Origin of the sequence: Mycolicibacter senuensis (genome assembly GCF_002101885.1) — a bacterium.
Classification (GTDB): Bacteria; Actinomycetota; Actinomycetes; order Mycobacteriales; family Mycobacteriaceae; genus Mycobacterium; species Mycobacterium senuense.
Map to the genome: position 1 here is coordinate 33324 of NZ_LQPS01000025.1, position 24773 is coordinate 58096.

Genomic DNA, 24773 nt, shown 5'->3' on the forward strand with positions numbered 1-24773 from the left:
CGTGTTGCTGACCGTCCTGGTGATGGCTTTCGCCGTGAGCCTCGAACCGTTCCGGATCGGTATGACGGTGCTCATGTTGAACCGGCGACGACCGGTGCTGCAACTGTCGGCGTTCCTGGTCGGCGGTTTCGCGATGGGGATGACCGTGGGTCTGGTGGTGTTATTCGTACTTCGACGCCGACTACTCGGTTCGACATATTTCACCTTGCCGCATGTTCAAATCCTGATCGGCGCGCTGGCACTGCTGGCCGCTGTTCTGGTGGCCACCAACGACCGGTGGTTCCGCCCCCGCCGGGCGGGGCTGCCGACACCGGCCCGACGCCTGTTGAACGGCAGCTCGCTCTGGCTCGCGGCAGCCGCCGGCGTGGGGATCGCGTTACCGTCGGTGGACTATCTGGCCACACTCGCAATCATTCTGGCGTCCGGCGCTACGGTCGCCACGCAAGTCGGCGCGTTGGTGATATTCCACCTCGTGGCGTTCTCACTCGTCGAGATCGCCCTCCTGGCCTATGTTTTCGCGCCCCGGACAACACAGACGACGGTCACCGCGGTGAACAACTGGATCCGATCACGTCGCCGTGTCGAGGTCGCCACCCTGCTCGCCGTCATCGGCGGCCTGTTGGTCGCCGCCGGCCTGCTCGGCCACTGACGGTGCTCCGGAGTCGCCTGATTGCGACTCGGATTCCGGCAGCTGACCGGCCAAGTACTCGCCGAGCCCTCCGATCGTCGGATAGTCGAATACCGCCGTCGCGTTGATCGTGAACGCGCCACCGAACTGGCTGTGCAGCCGGTTGCGAAGTTCGACCGCCATCAGGGAGTCCGTACCCAAGTCCAGGAACCGACTGGTTGCGGCGGGCGGTTGCGCGAGGCGCAGGAAACCCTGCACTTCGCGCTGCAGGAACTCGGTGATGAAGTCGGCGCGCTGCGCCACAGGTATCTCCTGCAGTTGTCGGAGCAACTCGGCGTCGCCGGCCGTCTCGCCGGCGGCGCTCGGCAATACCAGGTCGAGAATCGGCGGACGAGAACTGCCCAATACCTTCGCCGCGCGCTGCCAGTTGGCTTTGAGGACGGTTGCCGCAGCCGTGCCGTTGGCGACGACCTCGGCGAGTGCGCCGAGTGCGGCCGACGGCTCCAACGGAACCAGACCCTGCGCAGCGATATTGGCACGCGCGGCCTCCGATGAGGCCATACCCCCCTGCGCCCAGGGACCGAAGTTGATCCCGGTTGCCGGTAGACCTCGCGCCTGGCGTTGCGCGACCAACCCGTCGAGCAGCGCATTGGCAGTCGAGTAGTTGGCCTGGCCGGGTGAACCGAGCAGGCTGGACACCGACGAGGACAGGATGAAGAAGTCGAGCTCGTCGTCCTCGGTCAGCTTGTCCAGGTGGATCGCACCGTATGCCTTGGGTGCCAACGCTGTCCGGAAGTGCTCCAGGTTCTGACTCGACAGCAGCGCGTCATCGAGCACACCGGCGAGATGCACCACCCCGGACAGCGGCGGCAGATCCACCCGAATCTGCTCCAGCAGCTTCTCGGCCTCGGCCTCGTCGCCGATATCGGCAGCGAAGACGTGGATCCGGCACTTGTACCGCTCGGTGATCTCCTCGATCGCCCGCTGCGCCTCGGCATCCGGCGCACGACGGCTGGTCAAGACGATGTCACCGGCACCGAGCTGAGCCAGGTATGCCGCCGTGTGCAGACCGATCGCACCGAGGCCGCCGGTGATCAGGTAGCTCCGATCGGCGCGCGGCTGCAGCGGTTTCGGCATCTTCAGCACGATCTTCCCGATATGCCTCGCCTGCTGCATGCGACGGAACGCCGTCTTCGCCTCGGTGATCGGGTAGATCTCGGCGGGCAGCGGCATCCATTCGCCCTTGGCCAGGCCGTCGGACACCTGACCGAGCAAGGTGCGAATGCGGTCGGGTTCGGTGAACATCACCGTGTCCAACGCGACGATCTCGTAGGCGATGTCGGGGCGAGCCTGCGCCATCTGTTCCGGAGTCCAGATATCCCGCTTGGCGATCTCCGCGAAACGCCCGTGCTGCGCAGTGGCCCGCAGGGTCGCCTCGATGAAGCCTTCGTTGGTCAGGCTGTTGAGCACCACGTCAACGCCGGCGCCACCGGTGTCCGCCAGGATCTGGTCGGCGAAATCTGTAGTGCGCGAGTCGTAGACATGTTTCACGCCGAGTTTGCGCAGCGTCGCACGCTTGAAGGTGCTCGCCGTCGCGTACACCTGTGCACCCTGCTGCAGCGCCATCTGGATGGCGGCCAATCCGACACCACCACTGGCGGCATGGATGAGCACCTTGTCGCCGGGATTCAGCTTCGCCCAGTCGAACGAGAGTCGAACCGTGAGCGCCGCGGCCGGAATGGTCGCAGCCTCCACCGCGCTTACCCCGTCCGGGATCGGCGCCACGAACTGGGCCGGCACGTTGAACCGGCTGGCGAAGGCACCCTGCATGGAACCGTAGACCCGCTGGCCGACCTCAAGTCGCGTCACGCCGTCGCCCAATTCGGTGACGATGCCGGCGAAGTCGCCACCGACCGGCCCCGGGTCGCCCGGGTAGAGACCCAGCACATTGAGCACATCCCGGAAGTTCAACCCGGCGGCCTCGACGCGGACCTGAACGTAGCCCGCATCCGGCGGCAGCACCTCCGCCTCGGTCAGGCGCAGGTTGTCGATCGCACCGCGCTCGGTGGGCGCCAGGGCGTAATCGGCTGCGCGCGGCATCACCAGATGACCACTGCGCGACCACTGCAGCAGCCGCGATGCCAACAGCTTCCCCTGCCGCACGGCGAGCTCAGGCTCGCTGAGGGTTGAACCCGGTGTACCGATCAGGCGTGCCAGGGCTGTCACGGCCTCGGGCGAACCGTCGCAGTCGACCAGCCTGGAACGCAGCCCCGGTTCCTCGTTGACAATGGTGCGCCCGAGTCCCCACAGTGCCGCCTGCACCGGGTCGACCGACTCGCCCGATTCGGTCGCCACCGCGCGCTGCGTGACGATCCACAGTCCGCCGGGAAGCTTCATCGACGTGTCGGCCTGCACGGTGTGCACGGCGCTGAGCAGGTGGGTGATCTCGGCTTCCAGCCGCGCGGCGGTTTGCGCGCTGGACTCCTGATCCCGCGGGCCGCTGCTGCGCCAGACGATCCCGGCGAACGGCACACCACGCTCCTGGGCCTGCGCCATCAGCCGGCCCAGCGGCTCCGGGTCGGTGAGCCGGTCGAACGGGACACAGCCCGGCAGTTCAGCCGTCAGCTCGTCGAACCCGGCGATCAGCCAGGTGCCGGCGGCGCCGGCAGCCTCCTCGGCCGGTGGTGGCGGCGGCACTTCGTGCCAGCCGAGGCTGTACAGCAACCGGGTGGCATCGCCGCCGAGCCCACGCAACAACGCTTCACGGGGCGCGCGTTTGACCGTGAACTCCCGAATCCCACCGAGACGGCGGTTGTCTCGATCGACGAAGTCGAGGTCGAACACCTGGGTTTCGCCGTCGAGGGCGCTGGCGTGCCACCGGGCGCGGCAATAAAACCGCCGCGGCATCTTCTGGGCCAACTCCACCTGCCCGTACCGCAGCGGCAGGAACAGATCGTGCACCCCCTGTTCCGCGGCCAGCAGTGCGGGGAACGCCGGGAAGGCGACGCCGGTGCACAGATCGAGCAGCACCGGATGCATCGGCTCCGTTCCGAGATGTTCGGCGAGTTCCTCGCCGACGGTGATGTCGCCGATCGCCTCGCCCTCGCCCAGCCAGAGCGACTTGAGCGAACCGGACCAGTTGGGTCCCCACGCGAGCTCCATGTCGGCGAAGGTCTCGAACAGTTCCTGCGGCCGCATGCGTTCCAGCCGCTCGATCGCCTCGTCGACGGGGTCGCGCTCGGGTACGGCGTCCGCCTCGGCATCAACCTCGGAGATACCGCTGCTGAGCGTGCCGTCGGCGTTCAACGCCCATTCAGCATCGCTGACCCCGTAGGGGCGGCTGTCGATCCGGAACTTCCAGCCGCCGCCCTCATCCAGCGGATGCAATGTCAGCTGCACCTCCCGAGAACTCTTCTCCGGCAGGATGATCGGCTCATAGAAGAAGACCTCTTGAACCCGGGCCGGCGGTCCGATGGCCGCCAGGGCCATTGTCGCGTATGTTGCGCCGGGAACAACAACGGTGTCGTAGATGACGTGGTCGGATAGCCAAGGCTGGGATTTGACCGACAGCCTGCTGGTGTACACCACATCACCGGAAGCGAGATCCTTTGCGCTACCGAGGATCCCCGACACCGCCGGGCCGTCGACAGTGATACCGGACGACTTGGGCCAGAAGCGCCGACGCTGGAACGGATAGGTGGGCAGTTCGAGCCGGCGGGCTGGTCGGTGTTGCAGAGCGTCGAACTTCGGGCGATGGCCGCTGACATAGGCGGCTGCCAATGCCTCGGCGACCTGACGCCGGTCGCCGACGCCCTTGCGAAGGGAGACGATCGCACGCGGAGCTGCCAGATGTTCGGGCCAGACCTGCACCGCGTTGCCGGTCAGAACCGGTTGCGGGCCGATCTCCATCAACACCGAACATCCCAGCGCCGCCACGGTGCGAATGCTTTCGGCGAATTGCACCGGCTGACGGGAGTGCCGACGCCAATACTGGGCGTCAAGCGGCGTTTCGGCCATGAGCACCGTGCCGGTGCGGTTGCAGACCAACGGCAGCGTCGGCACAGCGAAATTCAGTCGGCCCGCATACGACTCGAATTCGCCGAGCACCGGCTCCAGCAGTTCGGAGTGGAACGCGTGGCTGGTCTGCAACCAGCTGCAGCGGACGCCGTCCTCGCCGAAGGTGGCGACTACCTGCTCGAGGTCCTCTCCCGGCCCCGAGAGCACCGTGTTGGGCCCGTTGTAGGCGGCAACCGACACCCGAGCAAATCCCTTGGCCACATCTTCGACGCGCTGGGCGTCGGCGAACACCGCCACCATCCGTCCGCCCTCGGGCAGGCTGCCGAACAGCCTGCCGCGCTCGGCCATCAGCCGTGCCCCGTCCTCGAGGCTGAAGACTCCGGCCACACATGCCGCCGCGTACTGGCCGACGCTGTGGCCCAGCACGACATCGGGCTCAATGCCCCAGGACTGCCACAGCCGGGCCAGGCCCATCTCCACCGCAAACAGTGCCGGCTGAGCAAACGACGTGTGTCGCAACAATTCCGCCGTTTCCCTGTCGGCGGCGAACAGCACCTCGAGCAACGGCCGCGGCAGCATTGCGTCGACGGCCTCGGCGCAACGTGTCACGGTGTCAGCAAAGACCGGCTCAGCGCCGAACAATTCGCGCGCCATCCCCGGATGCTGACTGCCCTGCCCGGTGAACAGCCACGCCGTCGTGGGCCGGTCGCCACATTCGCCGCGCACCACACCGGGCCGCAGCCGATCCTCGGCCAACTCTGCCAGGCCTTCGCCGGCGCCGCGGACCGAATCCACCACCAGCGCTGCGCGGTGTTCGAAGTGCGAACGCCCTACCCCGACCGTGAGGCAGAGATCGGCGATGTCGACGTCGGGGTGGCTGCTCAGCCAGTGGCGATAACGCTGAGCCACCTCCACCAGCGCCTCGGGTGAGCGTGCCGACAGTGTCAGCACGCTGACATCGCCGGACTCATCCCGGGTCTCCGGCTCCGGCGCCACCACTGGGTCACCGTCGGCGGGTGGCGGTGGGGCCGGCGCTTCCTCGATCAGCACGTGTGCGTTCGTGCCGGTGAACCCGAAGGAGCTCACGCCCGCTCGCCGCGGTCTGCCGTTGGCCTGCCACGGCATCGACTTCTCTACGACCTGCACCGGCAACGAATCCCATGGGATGTGCGGCGACGGTTTGTCGAAGTGCAGGCTGGCCGGCAGCATTCCCTGCTGCAGCGACAACACGACCTTGATCAGGCCGGCGGCCCCCGATGCCGACTCGAGGTGACCGATATTGGTCTTCACCGATCCCATCAGCAGCGGCCGGTCCGCATCACGGCCGGCGCCGTAGGCGGCTCCGGCCGCCTGCACCTCGATCGGGTCACCCAGCGGAGTTCCCGTTCCGTGCGCCTCGAGGTAGTCGACATCCCCTCCGGCCAGACCGGCACGGGCCAGCGCCGTGCCGATAAGTCGCTGCTGAGCACCACCGTTGGGAACGGTCAGACCGCTGGAGGCGCCGTCCTGGTTGACCGCGCTACTGGGGATGACGGCGGCAACCCGGTCGCCGTCGCGTACCGCATCACTGAGCCGTTTGAGCACCAGAATCCCGCAGCCTTCGCTGCGCACATACCCGTCGGCGGAGGCATCGAAGGTCTTGCACCGCCCGACGGGGGAAAGCATCCTCGCACGCGAGGCCGCGATGACGGTCACCGGACTCAGCAACACGTTCACACCGCCGGCCACCGCCAAATCGCAGTCGCCGGAGCGCAACGCCAGACAGGCCTGGTGAACGGCCACCAACGACGAGCTACATGCGGTGTCGACCGCCACCGCCGGCCCTTCCAGACCGAGCGCAAATGCGACCCGCCCGGAGATGGCGTTGAGTGCGTTGCCGGTGATGAAGTAGGGCTCGATCTTGTCGACCGGCTCGGCGGACAACAAGTGCGCATATTCATTGGCGGCCACTCCGACGAAGACACCGGTTCGGCTGCCGCGCAATTCAGACGGCGCGTACCCGGCACGTTCGAAGCCCTCCCAGACCGTTTCGAGCATCAGCCGCTGCTGCGGTTCGATCCACACCGCCTCGCGCGGGGAGATACCGAAGAACTCCGGGTCGAATCCGTCGACCTCGTCGATGAACCCACCGAATCGGCTGTAGATCTTGCCCGGGGTGTCCGGATCGGGATCGTAGAACTCGTCGATGTCGAATCGGTCTTCCGGGATCTCCCGAATCGCGTCGACGCCGTCGGCCAGCACATCCCAGAAGGCTTCCGGATCGGGCGCGCCCGGGAAGCGGCACGACACCGCGATGATCGCGATCGGCTCGTCGGTGCGTGTCGTCACCGAGGTCACCTGGGGCCGTACGTCGGCCTGCTCGCCGAGCTCGAGCACATCGCCGAGCAGGTAATCCACCACGTCGGACAATCGTGGGTAATCCATGGCCAGGGTCGCCGGTATCTCGGCGCCCACACCCTGTTCGATACGCCCGCGCAATTCGACGGCCATCAGCGAGTCCATGCCGAGGTCGAAGAATCCCGCGTCGTCGCGGATCTCCGCGGGATCGACGCGAGTTACCTCGGCCACCGCGTCACGGAGGTAGTTCAACAGCAGCCTTCTACGCTGCTGCACCGGAGCGTTCGTCAGCCGCTCGACCAGTTCGGTCTTTCCCGAGCCAGACGCGGACCGCACCGCCTCGGTCAGCAGGCCGGGCACTTCGCGCTCCAGTTCCGCCAGGAATGGGCGGCGGCCCGCCTGTTGATAGAGCGGCAGGAATCGTGCCCAGTCGATCCGCGCCACTATTCCCTGTGCTGTTCCCTGCCCGGAAGCCACACCGATCACATCGGCCATACCTGCCAGCGCATCGGCCCGCGACAATGTCGCGATGCCTCGCTTGTTCAGCCGTGCGCGAGCCTCCTCGTCGGCCATGCCCACCGACCACGGCCCGAAGTTGACGCTGACCCCCGGTGTACCCCGCTCACGCAGCCGCCAGGCCAATCCATCGAGGAAGGCGTTGGCCGCGCCGTAGGAGGTCTGACCGAATCCGCCCCAAACCGAGGCGATCGACGACGTAGCGACGAAGAAGTCCAGCTGCATCTCCGCAGCTGCCTCGCTCAGATGCCACGCACCCCAGACCTTTCCGGCGAAAACACGATCCACTTCGGCTTGATGGGATTCGACGTCCAAGGTGCTCAGCGGGCTCGTGCCGATCTCACCTGCCGCATGGACGATGCCGGCCAACGGCGGCAATTCGGCCTGCACGGTCGCCAACAGGCTCGCGACGTCGCGCGCATCGCCGACATCGGCCGCCACAACCCGCACTGCGCAGCCGTATTGCTCTCCGATCGCATCGATGCGCTGTTGCGCGGTATCGCCGGGCGGGCGCCGGCTGGTCAGCACCAGCTGCCGCGCGCCGTGGGCGGCCAGGTAACCGGCGATTTCCAGTCCGATCGAGCCCAGTCCCCCGGTCACGAGATACGTTGCGTCGTCGCGTAATACCAGCGGTGGCGAAATCAGCTCTGCGGCGCGTCGAACCAACCGCGGTACGTACGTCGTTTCATTCCGCAGCGCCAGCTGGTCTTCCCCGAGGGCAGGGTCACCCGAACGCGTGATCTGGTCGAGCAACCTCGACCACTCGTCGGGCCCGCTCTCGCCCAGATCCGCCAACCCGCCCCATACCTGCGGGTGTTCCAGTGACGCGGCCCTACAGAAACCCCAGAGGCAGCTCTGATCCGGTGACACGAGGTCGGAAGTCGTGACTCGTTGAGCACCGCTGGTCACCACCCAAACGGCTCGCCGCAATTCTGCTACGACCGCCGCGCGAAGAAGCCGCCGTGTGCCACCCAACACCTGGTGCTGCATCCGCGTCAGCGAGCGCTCCGACGATGCGGAGGCTGCCGCGTCCAGGGCTGCGACATGCAGGATGCGCAGTTCGGATTCACCGGCCACGGCGGCGTGCAACGCCGCCCCGAGCTCTGCTTCGTCGGCGTCGGATTCCGGTAGCCCGATCAGCTGATGCCGGTGCCCGCGCCTGGTCAGCTCCGCTACCAACGGCTCGACCGCGGCGGCATCATCGCTGATGATGAGCCAAGCCAATCCGTCGGGTTCCGCGGCGGTCGAGACCGGTGCTGTGGACTTCTCCCAGTGGATCTCATAGCGCGCATCCGAGATCGACTGAACTCCGCGCTGTTGGTTGTGTTGCGCGGAAAGCTTCGTCAGTACGTTCAGGGTCTGCTGATCATCACTCGCGTCGCCGAGCAGCGCCGCCAGTTCCTCGACCCGGCCCTCCTCGAGCAGCCGGACGGCTTCGGTGGCGGCGGAGGTGTGCTGCCGCTGGTTGGGCCGTTCCCGTTGATCGCGATACCAGTATTCTCGGTGTTCGAAGGGATAGCTGGGCAGGTCGACCTTGTGTGCCTGCGATGGCTGAACAGCGCCGAAGTCGGGCAGCTGACCCAGCACGTAGGCGTCAGCGAGCGCCTCGGTGATCTGTCGCTGATCGGCGGTGTTCCGGCGCAATGACGCGATCGCCCGCGGCACAGCGGCCGGGTCGGGCCATGCCCGCAGGGCCGCCGCGGTGAGAACCGGTTGCGGACCGATCTCCAGCAGCACCTTGCAACCCAACTCGGCAAGAGTGCGAACGCTTTTGGCAAATTCCACCGGCTGCCGCGCGTGACGACGCCAGTAGTTGCCGTCCAGCTGCACGCTCCGCCCGATCGCCGAACCGGTGCGGTTGCAGACCAACATCCGTTGCGGAGCGCGGTAGTCGAACTGATCGGCGTACGCCTCGAACTCGTCGAGGATGGGATCCAACAGTGCCGAGTGGAACGCGTGGCTGGTCTCCAGCCAGTCGCACCGGACACCGTCGGCCGTCAACCGGGCCACCGCCTGCTCCAGGTCCTGCGCGGGCCCGGACAACACGGTGTTGGCACCGTTATAGGCGGCGATGGACAGGCTCGGGAACTCGTCGGTCAGGCTTTCGACACGCTCGGCCGCGGTGAACACCGCGACCATCCGGCCGCCCGCAGGCAGACTGCCGAACAGGCGTCCGCGCTCGGCCATCAACCGTGCCCCGTCCTCGAGGCTCAAGACGCCGGCCACGCAGGCCGCCGAATACTGGCCGACACTGTGGCCCAGGACCACGTCAGGGGCGAATCCCCACGACTGCCAGAGGCGCGCCAGCCCCATCTCGACCGCGAACAAAGCCGGCTGAGCGTAAGAAGTCTGACGCAGCGTCGCTTCGGCAGCTGGGCTATCCACGTCGAAAATCACGTCCAGCAATGGCTTTTCGAGTACGTCGGATAGGACTTCCGCGCAGCGGGTCAGTGTCTCGGCGAACACCGGCTCCGCTTCGAACAGCTCACGAGCCATGCCCGGGTACTGGCTGCCCTGACCGGTGAACAGCCAGGCCGTCTTCGGCGCGTCGCCGGACACTCCGCGGACCAGGCCCGGTGCCGGGCGATCGTCTGCGAGCGCATCGAGCAACTCGGCGGCGGATGCCTTGGAGTCGACCACGAGCGCTGCCCGGTGCTCGAAGTGCGCTCGCCCCGTCCCGGCGGTGAAGCACACGTCCGCCAAGGTGGCTTCCGGGTGCGCGCTCAGCCAGGTGCGGTATTCCTCGGCGATTTTTACCAGTGCGGTGGGCGTTCGCGCGGACAGCGGAAGAATGCCGAACCTCGGCACGGCCGGCGTCGCAACGGGACTCGGTGCCACCGCCCGTTCCTTGGGCGGCGGAGCCTCTTCGATGATGACGTGCGCGTTGGTCCCGGCGAACCCGAATGAGCTGATGCCGGCGATGCGGGGCCGATCGTTGCGTTCCCAGCCGGTGGCCTCCCGGACCACCTGCACGGCAAGCCGCTCCCAGGGAATGTGCGGCGAGGGATTGCGGAAATGCAAGTGTTGCGGCAGCAGTTCGTGCTCAAGCGACAGGATGACCTTGATGACGCCGGCGATCCCCGCGGCCGCCTCGAGATGTCCGATGTTCGTCTTGGCCGAGCCGATCAGTAGCGGCCGGTTCGGCTCGCGTCCTTCGCCGAGCACCGCACCGGCGGCCTGCGCCTCGATCGGGTCACCCAGCGACGTGCCGGTGCCATGCGCTTCCAGGTATCCGACATCACCGGGTGCGACGCCGGCGCGCTTCAGCGCCTCCGCGATAACCCGTTGCTGAGCCACGCCGTTCGGCACTGTCAAGCCGCCCGATGCGCCGTCCTGGTTGATCGCACTGCCCCGGATGACAGCCCGGATCCGGTCGCCGTCGCGGGTCGCGTCCTCGAGCCGCTTGATGACGATCACGCCGCAGCCCTCGCCACGTACGTAGCCGTCTGCGGCCGCGTCGAAAGTTTTGCACCGACCGTCGGGGGCAAGCATGTGCGCGTGCGAGAACGTGATCATGGTCGCCGGGGTGAGCAGGACGTTTGCGCCACCGGCCAGCGCGAGGTCGCATTCGCCCAGCTGCAGCGCCTGGCACGCCTGGTGGATGGCCACCAATGACGAACTGCAGGCCGTGTCGACGGCGACCGACGGCCCCTGCAGCCCCAACCGATAGCTGATCCGGCCGGCCGCTGCGGCGCTGGACGTCCCGATCGCCATATAGGCTTCGATCTCGGGGTATGTCAGCTCGTCGGATGCCATCCCCAGGTAGTCATGGGTCGCCAGACCGACGAACACCCCGGTGTTGGTATTCGCCAAATCGGTTGGCGCGGTACCCGAATGCTCCACCGCCTGCCATGCCGTCTCCAGCAGCAACCGATGCTGCGGGTCCAGCAACCTGGCCTCGCGTGTCGAGATGCCGAAGAACGGGGCGTCGAATCCAGTCACATCGTCGACGAAACCTGCCCGCCGGGTCACGATCTTGCCGGGTACACCGGCCTCGGAGTCGAAGAACTCATCGGCGTCCCAACGGTCTGCCGGCACCTCCGACACCGCATCGCGACCCTGGCGCAGCACCTCCCAGAACCCGTCTGCATCCTCAGCACCGGGAAAACGCGCCGCGTACCCGACGATCGCGAACCCCGGTGGCGGCGACTTCTGGCCCTCGAGGGATGCCATAGCGTTGTCCTCTCTGGCTTGATCGGTCAAGATTCGATCTCCCACCCGCAGACGACCGATTGCAGAACAGACTTCCCGGCGTCGGCTGGCATTGCAAGCGCTGCGCCCGCAGCGACAACCGTCGGCCGGATGTAGCTGTTGACCGCTTCCGCATGCCCGGAAGTCTCCTCTTTAGCACGGACCACCGACGTTGCGCGCAGACGACCGGACGACGCCGCGACAGTGTCCGTCCGGGGGGCTATCCTGACGGTCGCTGGCAGCCTGCCAGCATGGCCGAGGCGTCCAAGCCGAGGAGGAACAGTTTGCGGATCGGGACGATAACGGTCGGCTCCCTCGATGAATGGACCTTGACCTCGGGTTCCGTCGTCTCCTGGCACCCGACGGCCGCCGCAGCCGAGAAAGCCCGGCAGGCCCCGATCAGCTCGGTGCCGGTCAGTTACATGCAGGGCCAACATCTCCGTAATTACTGCGAACGGACAGCTGCCTGCCAGAGCTTTTCGCGTCAGATCATCGCAAGCTGTGAAATGCCAGGTCAGTGCGATGTTTCGGCCATGAATCACGCGCTCAACGCCTACCTCCGTCGGCACGACACCTTCCGCAGCTGGTTCGAAGAATCCGGCGACGGCGAATTCATCAGACATGTGATGGACGACCCGGCTGACATCGAATTTGCGCCCGTCGACCACGGAACCATGACGCCCGACGAGATACGCGACCATGTCGTGGCGATCCCCACGCCCTTGGAGTGGGGCTGTTTCACCTTCGGGATCATCCAATGCGAGAGCCACTTCACCTTCTTCGCCGCCATGGACCATGTCCACGGCGACGCCACGCTGATCGGCACCACGATGTTGGAGGCCAATGGGATGTACTCGGCGTTGAGCGGCGGTGGCAGTGCCCTGACCCTTCCCGACGCCGGCAACTATGGCGACTTCTGCGTCCGCGAGCGTGAATACACCTCGGCACTGTCGGTGGATTCACCCGGAGTGCGTGCATGGATCGACTTCGCCGAGAACAACGCCAATGGCTTTCCCGAATTTCCACTGCCATTAGGTGATCCATCGGAGTCGAGCGCAAGTGACATGTCCTCCGAACCTCTGCTGGACGCCGGACAGACCGAGCGCTTCGAAGCAGCCTGCGCGACGTCGGGCGCGCGCTTCGTCGGCGGGTTGTTCGCCTGCTTGGCACTGGTGGAACATGAGTTCACCGGCGCTCTCACCTATTACGGACTCACTCCCAGGGACTCCCGCACCGCCGCCGACAGTTTCATGACCCAAGGCTGGTTCACCGGACTGATCCCGATCACCGTGCCGATAGCCGCGGCGTCATTCGGAGACGCAGCCTGGGCGGCGCAGAATTCCTTCGATTCAGGCCTGGACATGGCGCGAGTGCCGTATTACCGGGTGCTGGAACTGGCGCCGTGGCTGGACTGGCCACGACCGAACTTTCCGGTGTCGAACTTCCTGCACGGCGGAGCTGCTCCGCTCAACGCCATTCTCGCGGCGGGCGACATGGGCCTCGCGAACAATATCGGCATCTACCCCGACGGTCGATATTCATACCAACTGACCATTTATATCTTTCGGTACGGCGAGGGTACGGTCATGGCGATCATGCATCCCGACAACCCGATCGCCCAGAAGTCAGCTACTCGCTACATGGAGGCGATGCGGTCCGTCTGCGTGCGGGTCGCCGACAGCGGGCATTGGGGACGCGTCGCATAACAGGGGGTTAGGGCGATATGCGGCGGTTAGCCGAGCTAGTGGTGCGATGGCCCTTGGTGGTGATCGGGGTCTGGGTGGCGATCGCGGCTGCGCTGCCACTGACCTTCCCCTCCCTGTCCGAGATGGCCCAGCAACATCCGCTGGAGCTGCTGCCCAGAGATGCGCCCTCGAGCGTCGCCGCTCGAGAGATGACCGAATCGTTTCAGGAATCGGGCTCCGAGGACCTGCTGCTGGTGGTCCTGACCAACGACGACGGTCTCGGCCGCGCCGACGAAGCCGTCTACCGCAAGCTGGTCGACGCCCTGCGCAGCGATACCGACAACGTCGTGATGCTGCAGGATTTCATCACCACCCCGCCGCTACGTTCGGTCCTGACCAGCGAGGACGACAAAGCCTGGGTGCTGCCGGTCGGCGTCGCCGGTGAGCTGGGCACCCCGCAGTCGTTCACGGCCTTCAACCGCATCGCCGACATCGTCGATCACACCATGGAACAGGCCCCCGACGGGTCGTCGCTGACAGCCCATCTCACCGGTCCCGCGGCCACCGTTGCCGACCTGACGGTCGCCGGCGATCACGATCGCCTCCCCATTGAACTGGCGATAGCCGTCCTGGTGCTCATCGTGCTACTGGTGGTCTACCGCAGCCCCCTCACCATGCTGCTGCCGTTGATGACGATCGGGATATCCCTGCTGATCGCCCAGTCGCTGGTGGCCGGATACTCCCACCTGACCAGCTCGGGTGTTTCCAACCAGTCCATCGTGTTCCTGAGCGCGATCATGGCCGGTGCCGGAACCGACTACGCGGTCTTTCTGATCAGCCGGTACCACGACCAGTTACGGCTGGGGCTGGACTCAGACCGGGCGGTCAAGGGCGCAATGATCTCGATCGGCAAGGTGATCGCCGCATCCGCCGCCACCGTCGGACTCACTTTTCTGGTCATCAGCTTCGCCCAGATGGGCGTGTTCAAGACGGTCGGATCGTCGGCGGCGATCGGGATCGGTGTGGCCTTCCTCGCCGCGCTGACGTTACTGCCGGCGATTCTGGTGCTGGCCGGGCCGCGGGGCTGGGTCAAGCCGCGACGCGAGCTGACCGCCCGCAGCTGGCGCAAGTCGGGCATCCGCATCGTGCGCCGGCCAACAGCCCACCTGCTGGCCAGTCTGCTGGTGCTGGCCGCGCTGGCCGGCTGCGCCGGCTTCGTGCGCTACAACTACGACGACCGCAAGGCGCTGCGGGCTTCGGCACCGAGCTCGCTGGGGTACACGGCGCTGGAGCAGCATTTCCCGGTGAACCAGTCGATTCCGCAATACATCCTCATCCAATCGCCGGATGACCTTCGCACCCCGGAAGCGCTGGCAGACCTCGAGCAGCTGGCCCAACGGGTCAGTCAGCTGCCGCACGTCGCCGCCGTCAGCGGTATCACCCGTCCCACCGGAGCCGTGCCGGAAGAATTCCGGGCCACCTACCAGGCGGGCGCCATCGGTGGTTTTCTGGCCGACGGGTCCGCCGAGATCAGCGGCCGCACCGGCGACCTCAACCGACTCGCCGACGGCGCCCAGACCCTGGCCGCCAACCTCCGTGACGTACGTGGCCAGGTCAAGCGCCTCTCGGCCAGCGTCCAGGAGGTGGTCGACTCCTTCTCGTCGATGAAGAACCAACACAGCGGCGACACCCTCGTCAGGGAGGTCGACACCGCGGCCAAGCTCGTCGACCATGTCAACGCCATCAGCAATTCCATGGGCTGGAATTTCACCGCCGGCAAGAACATGTTCGGCTGGATAGGCCCGGTGCTGGTGGCGCTGCAGGGCAACCCGATCTGCGATCTCGATACGTCCTGCAGCGCCACCCGCGGGATGTTCGAACAGCTGCTCGGCGGCCGCCATCAAGAAGACCTCGACGCGATCAGCGAGCTCGCAGAGCAACTGCAGTCAATCCCGGACCAGCAGTCCCTGAACGCATCGATCGACCGGGTGCGCACAGCGCTCGCCAACCTCACCAACGTGATGAACACCATGGGCATGGACAAACCCGGTGGCCTGCAGACCAACCTGAGGTCGATGCAAGACGGGGCAGACGTCGTCGCCGGCGGAAGCCGGCAGATCGCTGACGGTGTTGCCGAATTGGTCAAGCAGGTCAAACAGATGGGCACCGAACTGGATGCGGCCGCGGCGTTCCTCTTGACGCTGAAAACCGGCGCGGCGCAACCGGCCCAGGCCGGCTTCAACATCCCGCCCCAGCTACTGAAGCTGGATGAGTTCACCGAGGCCGCCAAGATATTCATGTCGCCGGACGGCCACACCGTGCGGTACCTGGTGCAAACCGAACTCAATCCGTTCAGCACCGAAGCGATGGACCAGATCAACACCATCAGCCAGACGGCTCGAGAAGCCCAGCCCAATACCGCACTGGCGGACGCCACGGTAGCGATGGCCGGGTACACCGCGAGCCTGCGGGATACTCGCGACTATTACGAACACGACATCCGCTTCATCATCGCGGCCACCCTGCTCGTGGTGCTGTTGACCTTGATCGCACTGCTGCGTGCGATCGTCGCGCCGCTGTATCTGGTTGCTTCCGTGGTGCTTTCGTATTTTGCAGCGTTGGGGATAGGGGTGCTGATCGTTCAGTTCATCCTGGGCCAGCAATTGCATTGGAGCGTGCCCCCGCTGGCATTCGTGGTGCTGGTCGCAGTGGGGGCCGACTACAACATGCTCCTGGTGTCGCGAATGCGCGACGAGTCACCACACAGCATCCGTTACGGCGTCATCCGTACCCTGGGCTCGACCGGCGGGGTGATCACCGCGGCAGGCGTCATCTTCGCCGCCTCGATGTTCGGTCTGCTGTTCTCCAGCATCAGTACCGTGGTTCAGGGCGGAATCGTGATCGGTATCGGGATCCTGCTGGACACCTTCCTGGTCCGCACCGTCACGGTGCCCGCCATCGCTGCACTGGTCGGGCGGGCCAACTGGTGGCCCTCACGACTGAGTTCGCGACGGTCACCGTCGGGGCACGCCGGAGCATAGGGAGGGGTTACACGTGCGGGTGAACTGTGTGAGACTACAAGGCGAGCCGGAGCGGTCAGGGGTGGCAGGGATGAAGAAGCTCGTCGCGGGAGTCACCGCGCTGGTAACTCTGGGCGCCACAGGTTATTTCGGTACCGGGATCAGCGCGGCCGACGACACGCCCGGCCATGACACGTTCGGTGGTAACGGGAATCCGGCTGACCGGACCGCCTACGCTCTCGGCGGCGCCCGCGTCCTGGGTATCCCCTACGACGAGTACATCCGCCGCGAAGGCGCGGAATGGTTTCCCGGGCTGAAGCGACAGATCGTCAACTACCCCGCGGGCCAGGTGCAGGGGCACGTGCTGGAGCGGCTCTTCCCGGGCATCGGCCCGATCGGCGAGAGTATCTTGCCGGGCCTGGGCTTGGACGGCCCCAGCATCGGGGAATCGGTCGACGAGGGCGAGGACAATCTCGATGCCGCGATCCGCAACGGCGGCCCCGGCACCGCGATCGGGTTGTCCGAGGGATCGCTGGTGCTGAACGCCGTGCAGGCCCGGCTGGCAAATGATCCCACCGCTCCCCCGCCTGACAAGCTCAACTTCGCCACATTCGGCGACCCCATTGCGCGGCACGCCTTCGGCGAGAGCTTTCTGACCGCCATGTTCCCGGTCGGGTCCGTTGTTCCGGCAATGGACTACCGCATCCCGGAACCGGTGGAGAGCCAGTACGACACCAAGATGTTCGTCTCCGCCTACGACTCGATCGCCGACTTTCCCGACCGGCCGGACAACCTGATAGCCCTTGCCAACACCCTCATGGGCCTGGCCACCGGCCATACTGCCGTCGCCTTCACCAACCCGAGCATGGTGCCGCCGCAGAACATCCGGACGACGGTCAACTCCCGAGGTGCGACGACAACCACCTATCTCATCCCCGAAAAGCACCTTCCACTCGTTATGCCGTTGGCATACCTCGGGATTGACGAAGACACCCTCAATAAACTGGACGCGATACTGCTGCCCCGGGTCAATGCGGCCTATTCGCGAAACGACGATCCGGCGACCGCTCCGGTCCAAGTGGACCCGATCAACGGCTTCGACCCGGCGGAAGTCACCGCACCAGCCAATCAGGCCACCTTCGGCGGCGGCGCCGACCCGATCTCGCAAATCCTCAGCGGCGCCATGTCCGTGTTGTCCGGGGGCGGCAAGGGCTGACAACCGCCCCGGGCCTGCCGATTCGATGAGTTAGTACGGACGTAATGTGACGCCTATGCCTCCTCAGTCCTCCGTTCTGTCGATGCTGCACGGCCGCGCCAGCTTGCGGCCGCACGACGTCGCGTTCACGTTTACCAACTACGACCAGGCCTGGGACGGTGTCCGCGAGAGTCTGACGTGGTCGCAACTGTCCCGTCGGACGTTCAATATGGCACGCGAGTTGAGCTTTCACGGATCGGTGGGAGACCGGGCAGTGATCCTGGCCCCGCAATCCCTGGATTACATTGCGGCGTTTCTGGGATCCATGCAGGCCGGGCTCATCGCCGTTCCGCTGCCACTGCCGCACCGCGGGTCCAGTCATGAACGGGTGAGCGCGGTCCTTGCCGATACGTCGCCCTCGGTGGTCCTGACGACGTCCGCAGTTGCGCAGGATATCGCTGAACATGTTGATGCGGCACGGCTCGACACCGTGCCGAAGATCGTCGAAATCGACTCGATGCACTTGGACGATGGGGGCGGAACAAGCTTTCAAACAGCTGATTTGCCGAGCATCGCATATTTGCAGTACAGCTCGGGTTCGACCCGACAGCCCACCGGGGCGATGATTTCGCACGGCAATCTGCAGGCGAATTTCGAGCAGCTGATGCGGGGATATTTCGCCGACGCCAAGGCCCCGCCGGGTACCACGGTCGTGTCGTGGCTGCCCTTCTACCATGACATGGGTCTGGTGCTGGGAATCTGCGCACCGATCTTGAACGGCTGGCGTGGCGAGCTGACCAGCCCGATTTCCTTCTTGGAGAGACCGGCCAGATGGGTACGGTCGCTGGCCGAGAATGCCCATGCCTGGTCCGCGGCGCCCAACTTCGCCTTCGACTTGGCCGCCCGCAAGACAACCGACGCTGACCTGGCCGGGCTCGACCTCGGCGAGGTGCTGGGCATCATCAACGGTGCCGAACGTGTGGAGCCGGCCACACTGCGGCGCTTCGTCGATCGGTTTGCGCACTTCAATTTTCGGGACCACATGGTGCGTCCGTCATACGGTCTGGCGGAGGCAACCGTCTACGTCGCGACCGGAAACTGGAGCGAACCATCACCGGCGGTTCGCTTCGATGTCGGCGAACTGGGCGCGGGCCGCGTGCAGCGGTGCACGGAAGGAACCGGCACGGCGCTGGTCAAATACCAGATACCGCAATCACCCACGGTGCGCATCGTCGACTCCGACACCTACCGCGAGTGCCCGCCGGGCCTGGTCGGCGAGATCTGGGTGCATGGCGCCAATGTCGCCGACGGCTACTGGGGCAAACCGCCGGAGGAGCAGGGCTGCTTCGGTGTCACACTCGCCGAACCCTCGCCGGGAACGCCGCCCGGACCCTGGCTGAGAACCGGCGACCAGGGGTTTTTCTACAAGGGCAGGCTGTTCGTCGTCGGCCGCATCAAAGATCTGCTGATCGTCCGCGGCCGCAATCACTATCCCGAGGACATCGAGGCGACGGTGCAGCAGATCACCGGTGGCCGGGTCGCCGCGATCTCGCTTCCGCTGCGCGACACCGAGCAGGTGGTCACCGTCATCGAGCTCAAGAAGCACGGCGAATCCGCCGAGGAGGCGATGCAGCGGCTCGCCCGCATCAAGAGCGACATCACCTCGGCGATATCGAAGGCGCACGGCTTGAACATCGGCGATGTCGTGCTGGTGGAGGCCGGATCGATTCCCACCACGACCAGCGGCAAGATCCGCCGCGCCGCCTGCGTCGAGCAGTACCGCCAGGATCAGTTCGTCCGACTGGACACCTGAGGCCGGCTACCCCCGCCGCCACTCGGCGAGCACCTCGGCAAGTGTGCTGCCCAGTGCCCGGTGCACCGCGCTCGCCACATCGGTGTGACCGGGACCGCAGGCGGCCAGGTAGAGCTCCCGCAGCTTGGCCGTCCCGAAGCGCTCGGCCACGAAACGCGCGAACCCCCACGCCCGGTCGTAGGCCTGCGCGCGCCGGGGACCGGGAGCATCCAGATCGCCGTCGGACGGCAGTGCGCCGGCGGGGGCACCCGGCCCGGCGGGCCGGGCGACGAAGTCGGCGACCCCCTCGGTGAGCCAGCGCGGTGCGTCGAGGGCCGTCTCAGCCCGGGCCGCGTAGTGGAAAAGCTCGTGGGCCAACACGATTCGCAGCGCCGGGGTGCTCATCGCGGCCGCGCCGGGGGCGAAGACGATCCGCTGCCCGGCCGCCACCCGGCGTTCCGGGTCCACCCGGTCGGCCACCGCCACGGCGGCGACGTCGGCCCATTGGGCGACATCGGCCGTGCCGCCGCCGGCCAGATCGGCGAACTCCCGGGCGGAGCCGGCGACGGTCACCTCGATGCGGTGCGGCCAGTCGGTTCCCCAGAACGCCTCGACCGCGTCGACGGCGTCGGAGATGTTGTCCGCGATGCGGGTCAGTAGCGCCTCGCCCGGCCCGCCACCCCGGTTCTCCAGGATCACGGTGCGGTGATCCCCCACGATCAGCGGCGCGTCCGCCGGCGGCGCACCCGGGACGGCCAGCAACACGACAGCACCGATCAACTGGACCACCAGCAGTGCGGCCAGCAGCCGGCGGCGAGAGCGGCGCTCAGTAACGGCGGGCGTTGTGGATCGGGCCCGAGGAGGTCATCGGGACCACCCGGACCGGCTGGCCGTAGGTGGACGAGTGGATCATCATGCCGTCGCCGACGTAGATGCCGGAGTGGGAGGCGTCCGAGTAGAAGGTCAGCACGTCGCCCGGCTGCAGGTCCGACAACGCCACCGGCTGTCCGCCGTTGGCCTGTGCCTGACTGGAGTGCGGCAGGTTGATCCCGGCCTGGTTGAACGCCCACATCACCAGCCCCGAACAGTCGAAGCCACCCGGTGCGGCGCCGCCCCAGACGTAAGGCGTCCCGACCTGGGTCAACGCGGCCTGGACGGCGGTCGCGGCGCCACCGCCCCCACCACCGGGCGCGCCCATCTCCCACGGTGGTGGCGCGTCGGAGCCGGGCGCGGGGAATCCGGGAAGCCCGAATCCGGGAGCCGGCGGCTGCCCGTCGGGGGCGGGCTCGCCCGGTGCGGCGTCCGGGGCCGGCCCGGGCTCGGCCATCGCGGTGCGCTGCTGCGGCGTGAGCGCGTAGTACTGCGATTTGACCACCGAGATCTGCAGCTGCAGGCGGCTCTGCTTGGCCTGCAGTTCGGCCCGTACCGCGGCGGCCTGCTCGGCCGCGGTACGGGCTTCGTCGGCCGACGTGGCGGAAGCCTGCTCGGCCTCATCGGCCTGCTCGTTGGCCACCCGGAACCGCTCCAGCTGCACCGACAGGTCCCTGGCGACCACGCGCTGCACGGCGAGCTTGTCGATCAGCTGCTGCGGCGACTCGGCGGTCAGGATGGCGTCCATGCCCCCGACCCGGCCACCCATGTAGGTGCTGGCGGCGAATCGGTTGACGGCCGAACGGTAGCCGGACAGTTGCTCCTTGGCGGCGGCGAGCGCGGCCTGGTCGTCGGAGTGCGCCCTGTCCGCGGCCTGCTGCTCGGCCAGTTTCCGGTCGAGGTTGAGCTGCGCGGTGTGCATCGCCTCGGTGGTCTGCTCGGCCTGGCGGGACAGCTCGCTGAGTTTCGCCAGCGCGTCGTCGGCCGGGTCGGCAGACACGCTGCCGGCCCAGGTGCCGGTCAACGCCGTAGCACCGACCACCAGGCCGGTAACGACACCGAGAACAGGACGCCTAAAAGCACGCAGATTCCACCGCACACGTTCGAGCTTCAAGATTGCATCCTTAACACTGCCAAGGGTGGTACGTGGCCGTGCCGCCGCCGAAAGTACGTAAGGTCTCAAACAGGTTACGAAATGGCAACGGCGTTGTCCATCGCGAGCTGCCACTTTAACACCTGGCTCCGGGCCGGTCCCGAAGCGGTGCGCCGGCGGTCAGGCCACGCCGGAGCGGCGCCCGGGGGCGGTGTCCCGGCGGATCGGGACCAGACGCAATCGCGGCGCCATCCCGGCCTCGGCGAGCACGTCCAGGGCCGCCCGCTCGTCCGCCAGGAGCTCGGTGGGTACTCCCAGCAGCACGCTGACCACGCAGTCCCGGCAGGCGGGTCCCCGCACCGCGCAGTCGTCGCAGTCGATCACCACCGGTTCCGGGTCGGCGCGCGGCACCTCAGTGCGCTCCGAGTGACCTGAGTGGCCTGAGTGATCTGAGATCGGTCCCATTGGTGCTTCCTCTCGATCGGTTGCCGGCACGCTAACCGTGCCCACCGACAGCTGTCGGTGCGTCGGCCTAGGTTCGGGCCATGATGTCGCGCGCTGACGCAGGGCAGCTGAGTTTTGCGCAACTGCAGGCCGAGCTCGAAGCCACACCGGCCGGCAAGGCACTGCGGGAGACCACCTTCGTGGTGGTGGACCTGGAGACCACCGGTGCGCGCGCCTCCCCCGGCGCCGACGGCGCCGTCGACGCCATCACCGAGATCGGGGCGGTCAAGGTCCGCGGCGGCGTCGTCGAGGGCGAGTTCGCCACCTTGATCAACCCGCAGCGCGGCATCCCGCCGCAGATCGTCCGGCTGACCGGGATCACCACCGCGATGGTGCATGACGCCCCCACCATCGATGCCGTACTGCCGATGTTTCTGGAGTTCGCCGGGTTCGGCTCAGCCCGCAACGGCGGCAATGACACCGTGCTGGTCGCCCACAACGCCGGATTCGACGTCGGGTTCTTGACCGCCGCCGCGCGACGCTGCGAGCTGGCCTGGCCGCGGCCGCCGGTGCTGTGCACGGTCCGGCTGGCACGCCGGGTGCTCAGTCGCGAGGAGGCGCCCAGCGTGCGGCTGGCCGAGTTGGCCCGGCTGTTCGCGGTCAGCACCACACCCACCCACCGGGCACTCGACGACGCCCGCGCCACCGTCGACGTCCTGCACGCCCTCATCGAGCGGGTCGGCAACCAGCGGGTGCACACCTTCGCCGACCTGCGTGCCTACCTGTCGCACGCCACACCGGCGCAGCGCCGCAAACGCACCCTCGCCGAGGCGCTTCCGCACCGGCCGGGTGTCTACCTGTTCCGCGGCCCGTCCGACGAGGTGCTCTACATCGGCACCGCCACCGACCTGCGCCGCCGGACCGGCGGGTACTTCAACGGATCCGATCTGCGCAGCCGCATCGCCGAGATGGTGGCCCTGGCCATCCGGATCGACCACGTCGAATGCGCGCACCCGCTGGAGGCCGGGGTGCACGAGCTGCGCCTGCTGGCCGCGCACGCCCCGCCCTACAACCGGCGATCGAAGTTTCCGCGGCGGTGGTGGTGGATCACGCTGTCGCAGGAGGCCTTCCCGAGGCTGTCGGTGGTGCGCGCACCCCGACACGACCGGGTGATCGGCCCGTTCCGTTCCCGCGCCGACGCCGCCGCGACCGCCGCGCTGTTGGCGCGGTTCACCGGGATCCGAACCTGCACAACGCGGGTGAGCCGCACCGGCCGGCACACCTGCCCGCCGGCCGAAGTCAGCCCGTGCCCCGCCGCGCCCGGGAGCACCGCCGTGCAGTACGCCGCAACCGTCCAGCGGGCCGCCGCGTTGATCGACGGCACCGACAACAGCGCGTTACGCGCCGCGGTGCAGCAGGTGACCGCACTGGCCGCCCGGGGCCACTACGAGAGCGCCGCACGGCTGCGCGACCGTGCGGCGACCACCATTGAGATCCTGTGGCGAAGCCAGCGCGCCCGCGCGCTGGCCACCCTGCCGGAGTTGGTGGCCGCCGCCCCGGACGGCGCCGGCGGCTGGCGGCTCGCGGTGATCCGTCACGGCCGGCTGGCCGCCGCCGGCAATGCGCCGCGCGGCGTGCCACCGATGCCCGTCGTCGACGCGATCACGCTGGGCGCCCAGGCGGTGACGCCCGAGCCGGCCCCGGCCGGCGGGGCGCTGGTCGAGGAGACCGCGCTCATCGCCCGCTGGCTGACGGCACCCGGAGTGCGCATCGTGCGCGTCGAGGGCACCGCCGACGCCGACGGCTGGGCAGAGCCGCTGGCCTCGGCCGGTGCGTGGGCCGGGTGGGCGGCCCAGGCCCGCTCGGCCCGGCTGGCCTCAGAGCTGGGCGCCGAAGCGGACCCAACGAGCGAGCAGCTGTTCGGCCGCGCCGCTGTCTATCGCCGCGACAGCGCGCTGCAGCCCGTCCTCCCAGGCCGGCAGCCATTCAGCGCTGCTGGATAGCCCGGCATGCGCCACGATCGCCCCGGCGGCGTTGAGCACCACGGCGTCACGCACCGGACCGGGCGTTCCGGCCAGCACCGACCGGGCCTCCTCGGCGTTGGCCTGCGCGTCGCCGCCGAGCAGCTCGTGCACCTCGGCGCGGGCGAACCCGAACCCGGCCGGGTCGAAGGTCAGCCGGTCGATCGTGCCGGCCTGCACCCGCCAGATGGTGCTGGTGGTGGTCGTGGTCAACTCGTCGAGCCCGTCGTCGCCGTGCACCACCAGCACGCTGGCCCGCCGGGCGGCGAACACCCCGGCCATCACCTCGGCCAGCTCGCCGAACGCGCAGCCGATCAGGCCGGCCCGCGGCCTGGCCGGGTTGGTCAGCGGACCCAGCAGATTGAACACCGTGGGCACGCCGATCTCGCGCCGCGCCGGCGAGGCGTTGCGGTAGGACGGTTGGAACTGCGGCGCGAAGCAGAAGCCGATGCCGACCTCGGCCACGCTGCGCGCCACGGCGTCGGGCCCCAGATCGATGCGCACCCCGAGCGCCTCGAGCGTGTCGGCGCCCCCGGACAGCGAGCTGGCCGACCGGTTGCCGTGTTTGACCACCGGCACACCGGCGGCGGCCACCACGATCGCGGCCATCGTGGACAGGTTCACCGTGTTGGCGCCGTCACCGCCGGTGCCCACCACGTCGACGGTGTCGGTGCCGATCTGCTCGGTGGGCACCTTGCGACCGTGCGCCAGCATGACGTCGGCCAGCTCCCCGACCTCCGCTGCGTTGGGGCCCTTCATCTGCATCGCCACCCCGAAGGCGGCGATCTGGGCCGACGTGGCCGCACCGGCCATGATCTGCTCCATCGCCCAGGCCGCCTGGCCCCGGGCGAGGTCCGCGCCCGACGTCAGACAGCCCAATACCTGCCGCCACTGTGCTATCTGCGCTATCGGCTGCGCCTCACCACCGGGCTCGACCACGCGCAGATCGTCGCATGCGGCCCGC

Annotated in this window: 10 protein-coding genes and 1 pseudogene; 6 read left to right on the forward strand and 5 right to left on the reverse strand. The window is 67.5% G+C overall.

All coding sequences use genetic code 11. The annotated features are described in order from the left end of the window. The first annotated feature begins 1 nt into the window (after position 1). Complete coding sequence (locus tag AWC24_RS05030) at positions 2-649, forward strand: GAP family protein (protein WP_085082659.1); 648 nt, start codon at positions 2-4, stop codon at positions 647-649. Here the strand turns inward: AWC24_RS05030 and AWC24_RS05035 are convergent. Beyond that, positions 569-11671: a type I polyketide synthase gene (locus AWC24_RS05035; protein WP_085082661.1), complete on the reverse strand. Its 11103-nt coding sequence runs from the start codon at positions 11669-11671 to the stop codon at positions 569-571. The two genes, AWC24_RS05030 and AWC24_RS05035, sit on opposite strands and share 81 nt — an antisense overlap. 302 nt (positions 11672-11973) lie before the next feature. On the opposite strand from AWC24_RS05035, the gene AWC24_RS05040 reads away from it, so the two are divergent. The 4 genes from AWC24_RS05040 to AWC24_RS05055 all read left to right on the forward strand — a co-directional run bounded on the left by AWC24_RS05040 (position 11974) and on the right by AWC24_RS05055 (position 19402). Then, positions 11974-13395, forward strand: a complete 1422-nt coding sequence (locus tag AWC24_RS05040; protein WP_085082663.1) for a condensation domain-containing protein — start codon at positions 11974-11976, stop codon at positions 13393-13395. A gap of 17 nt (positions 13396-13412) precedes the next feature. Continuing rightward, entirely contained in the window at positions 13413-16415 is a 3003-nt protein-coding gene (locus tag AWC24_RS05045; protein ID WP_085082665.1) for an MMPL/RND family transporter, read from the forward strand. 70 nt (positions 16416-16485) lie between these two features. Next, positions 16486-17610: an acyltransferase PE gene (pe, locus tag AWC24_RS05050; protein WP_085082667.1), complete on the forward strand. Its 1125-nt coding sequence runs from the start codon at positions 16486-16488 to the stop codon at positions 17608-17610. A 55-nt stretch (positions 17611-17665) separates the two neighbouring features. Then, on the forward strand, positions 17666-19402 hold the full coding sequence (locus AWC24_RS05055; protein WP_085082669.1) for an AMP-binding protein: 1737 nt from the start codon (positions 17666-17668) through the stop codon (positions 19400-19402). A 6-nt stretch (positions 19403-19408) separates the two neighbouring features. Here the strand turns inward: AWC24_RS05055 and AWC24_RS05060 are convergent, their stop codons facing one another. From AWC24_RS05060 to AWC24_RS05070, 3 genes are all read right to left on the reverse strand, one after another. Beyond that, on the reverse strand, positions 19409-20188 hold the full coding sequence (locus AWC24_RS05060) for an eCIS core domain-containing protein (protein ID WP_085082671.1): 780 nt from the start codon (positions 20186-20188) through the stop codon (positions 19409-19411). Positions 20189-20207: 19 nt separating this feature from the next. Then, positions 20208-21365: a peptidoglycan hydrolase RipC gene (gene ripC, locus AWC24_RS05065; RefSeq protein ID WP_407663427.1), complete on the reverse strand. Its 1158-nt coding sequence runs from the start codon at positions 21363-21365 to the stop codon at positions 20208-20210. 159 nt (positions 21366-21524) lie between these two features. Continuing rightward, positions 21525-21809 (reverse strand): hypothetical protein, encoded by a 285-nt coding sequence (locus AWC24_RS05070; protein ID WP_234807260.1) that lies wholly within the window; start codon positions 21807-21809, stop codon positions 21525-21527. An 83-nt stretch (positions 21810-21892) separates the two neighbouring features. Here AWC24_RS05070 and AWC24_RS05075 point away from each other — a divergent pair. Beyond that, positions 21893-23728 (forward strand): annotated as a pseudogene (locus AWC24_RS05075) (DEDD exonuclease domain-containing protein); the annotation flags it as partial. Here AWC24_RS05075 and trpD read toward each other — a convergent pair. Then, positions 23666-24748, reverse strand: a complete 1083-nt coding sequence (gene trpD / locus AWC24_RS22925; RefSeq protein ID WP_163705341.1) for an anthranilate phosphoribosyltransferase — start codon at positions 24746-24748, stop codon at positions 23666-23668. The pseudogene AWC24_RS05075 and the gene trpD sit on opposite strands and share 63 nt — an antisense overlap. Between the last annotated feature and the right edge of the window lie 25 nt (positions 24749-24773).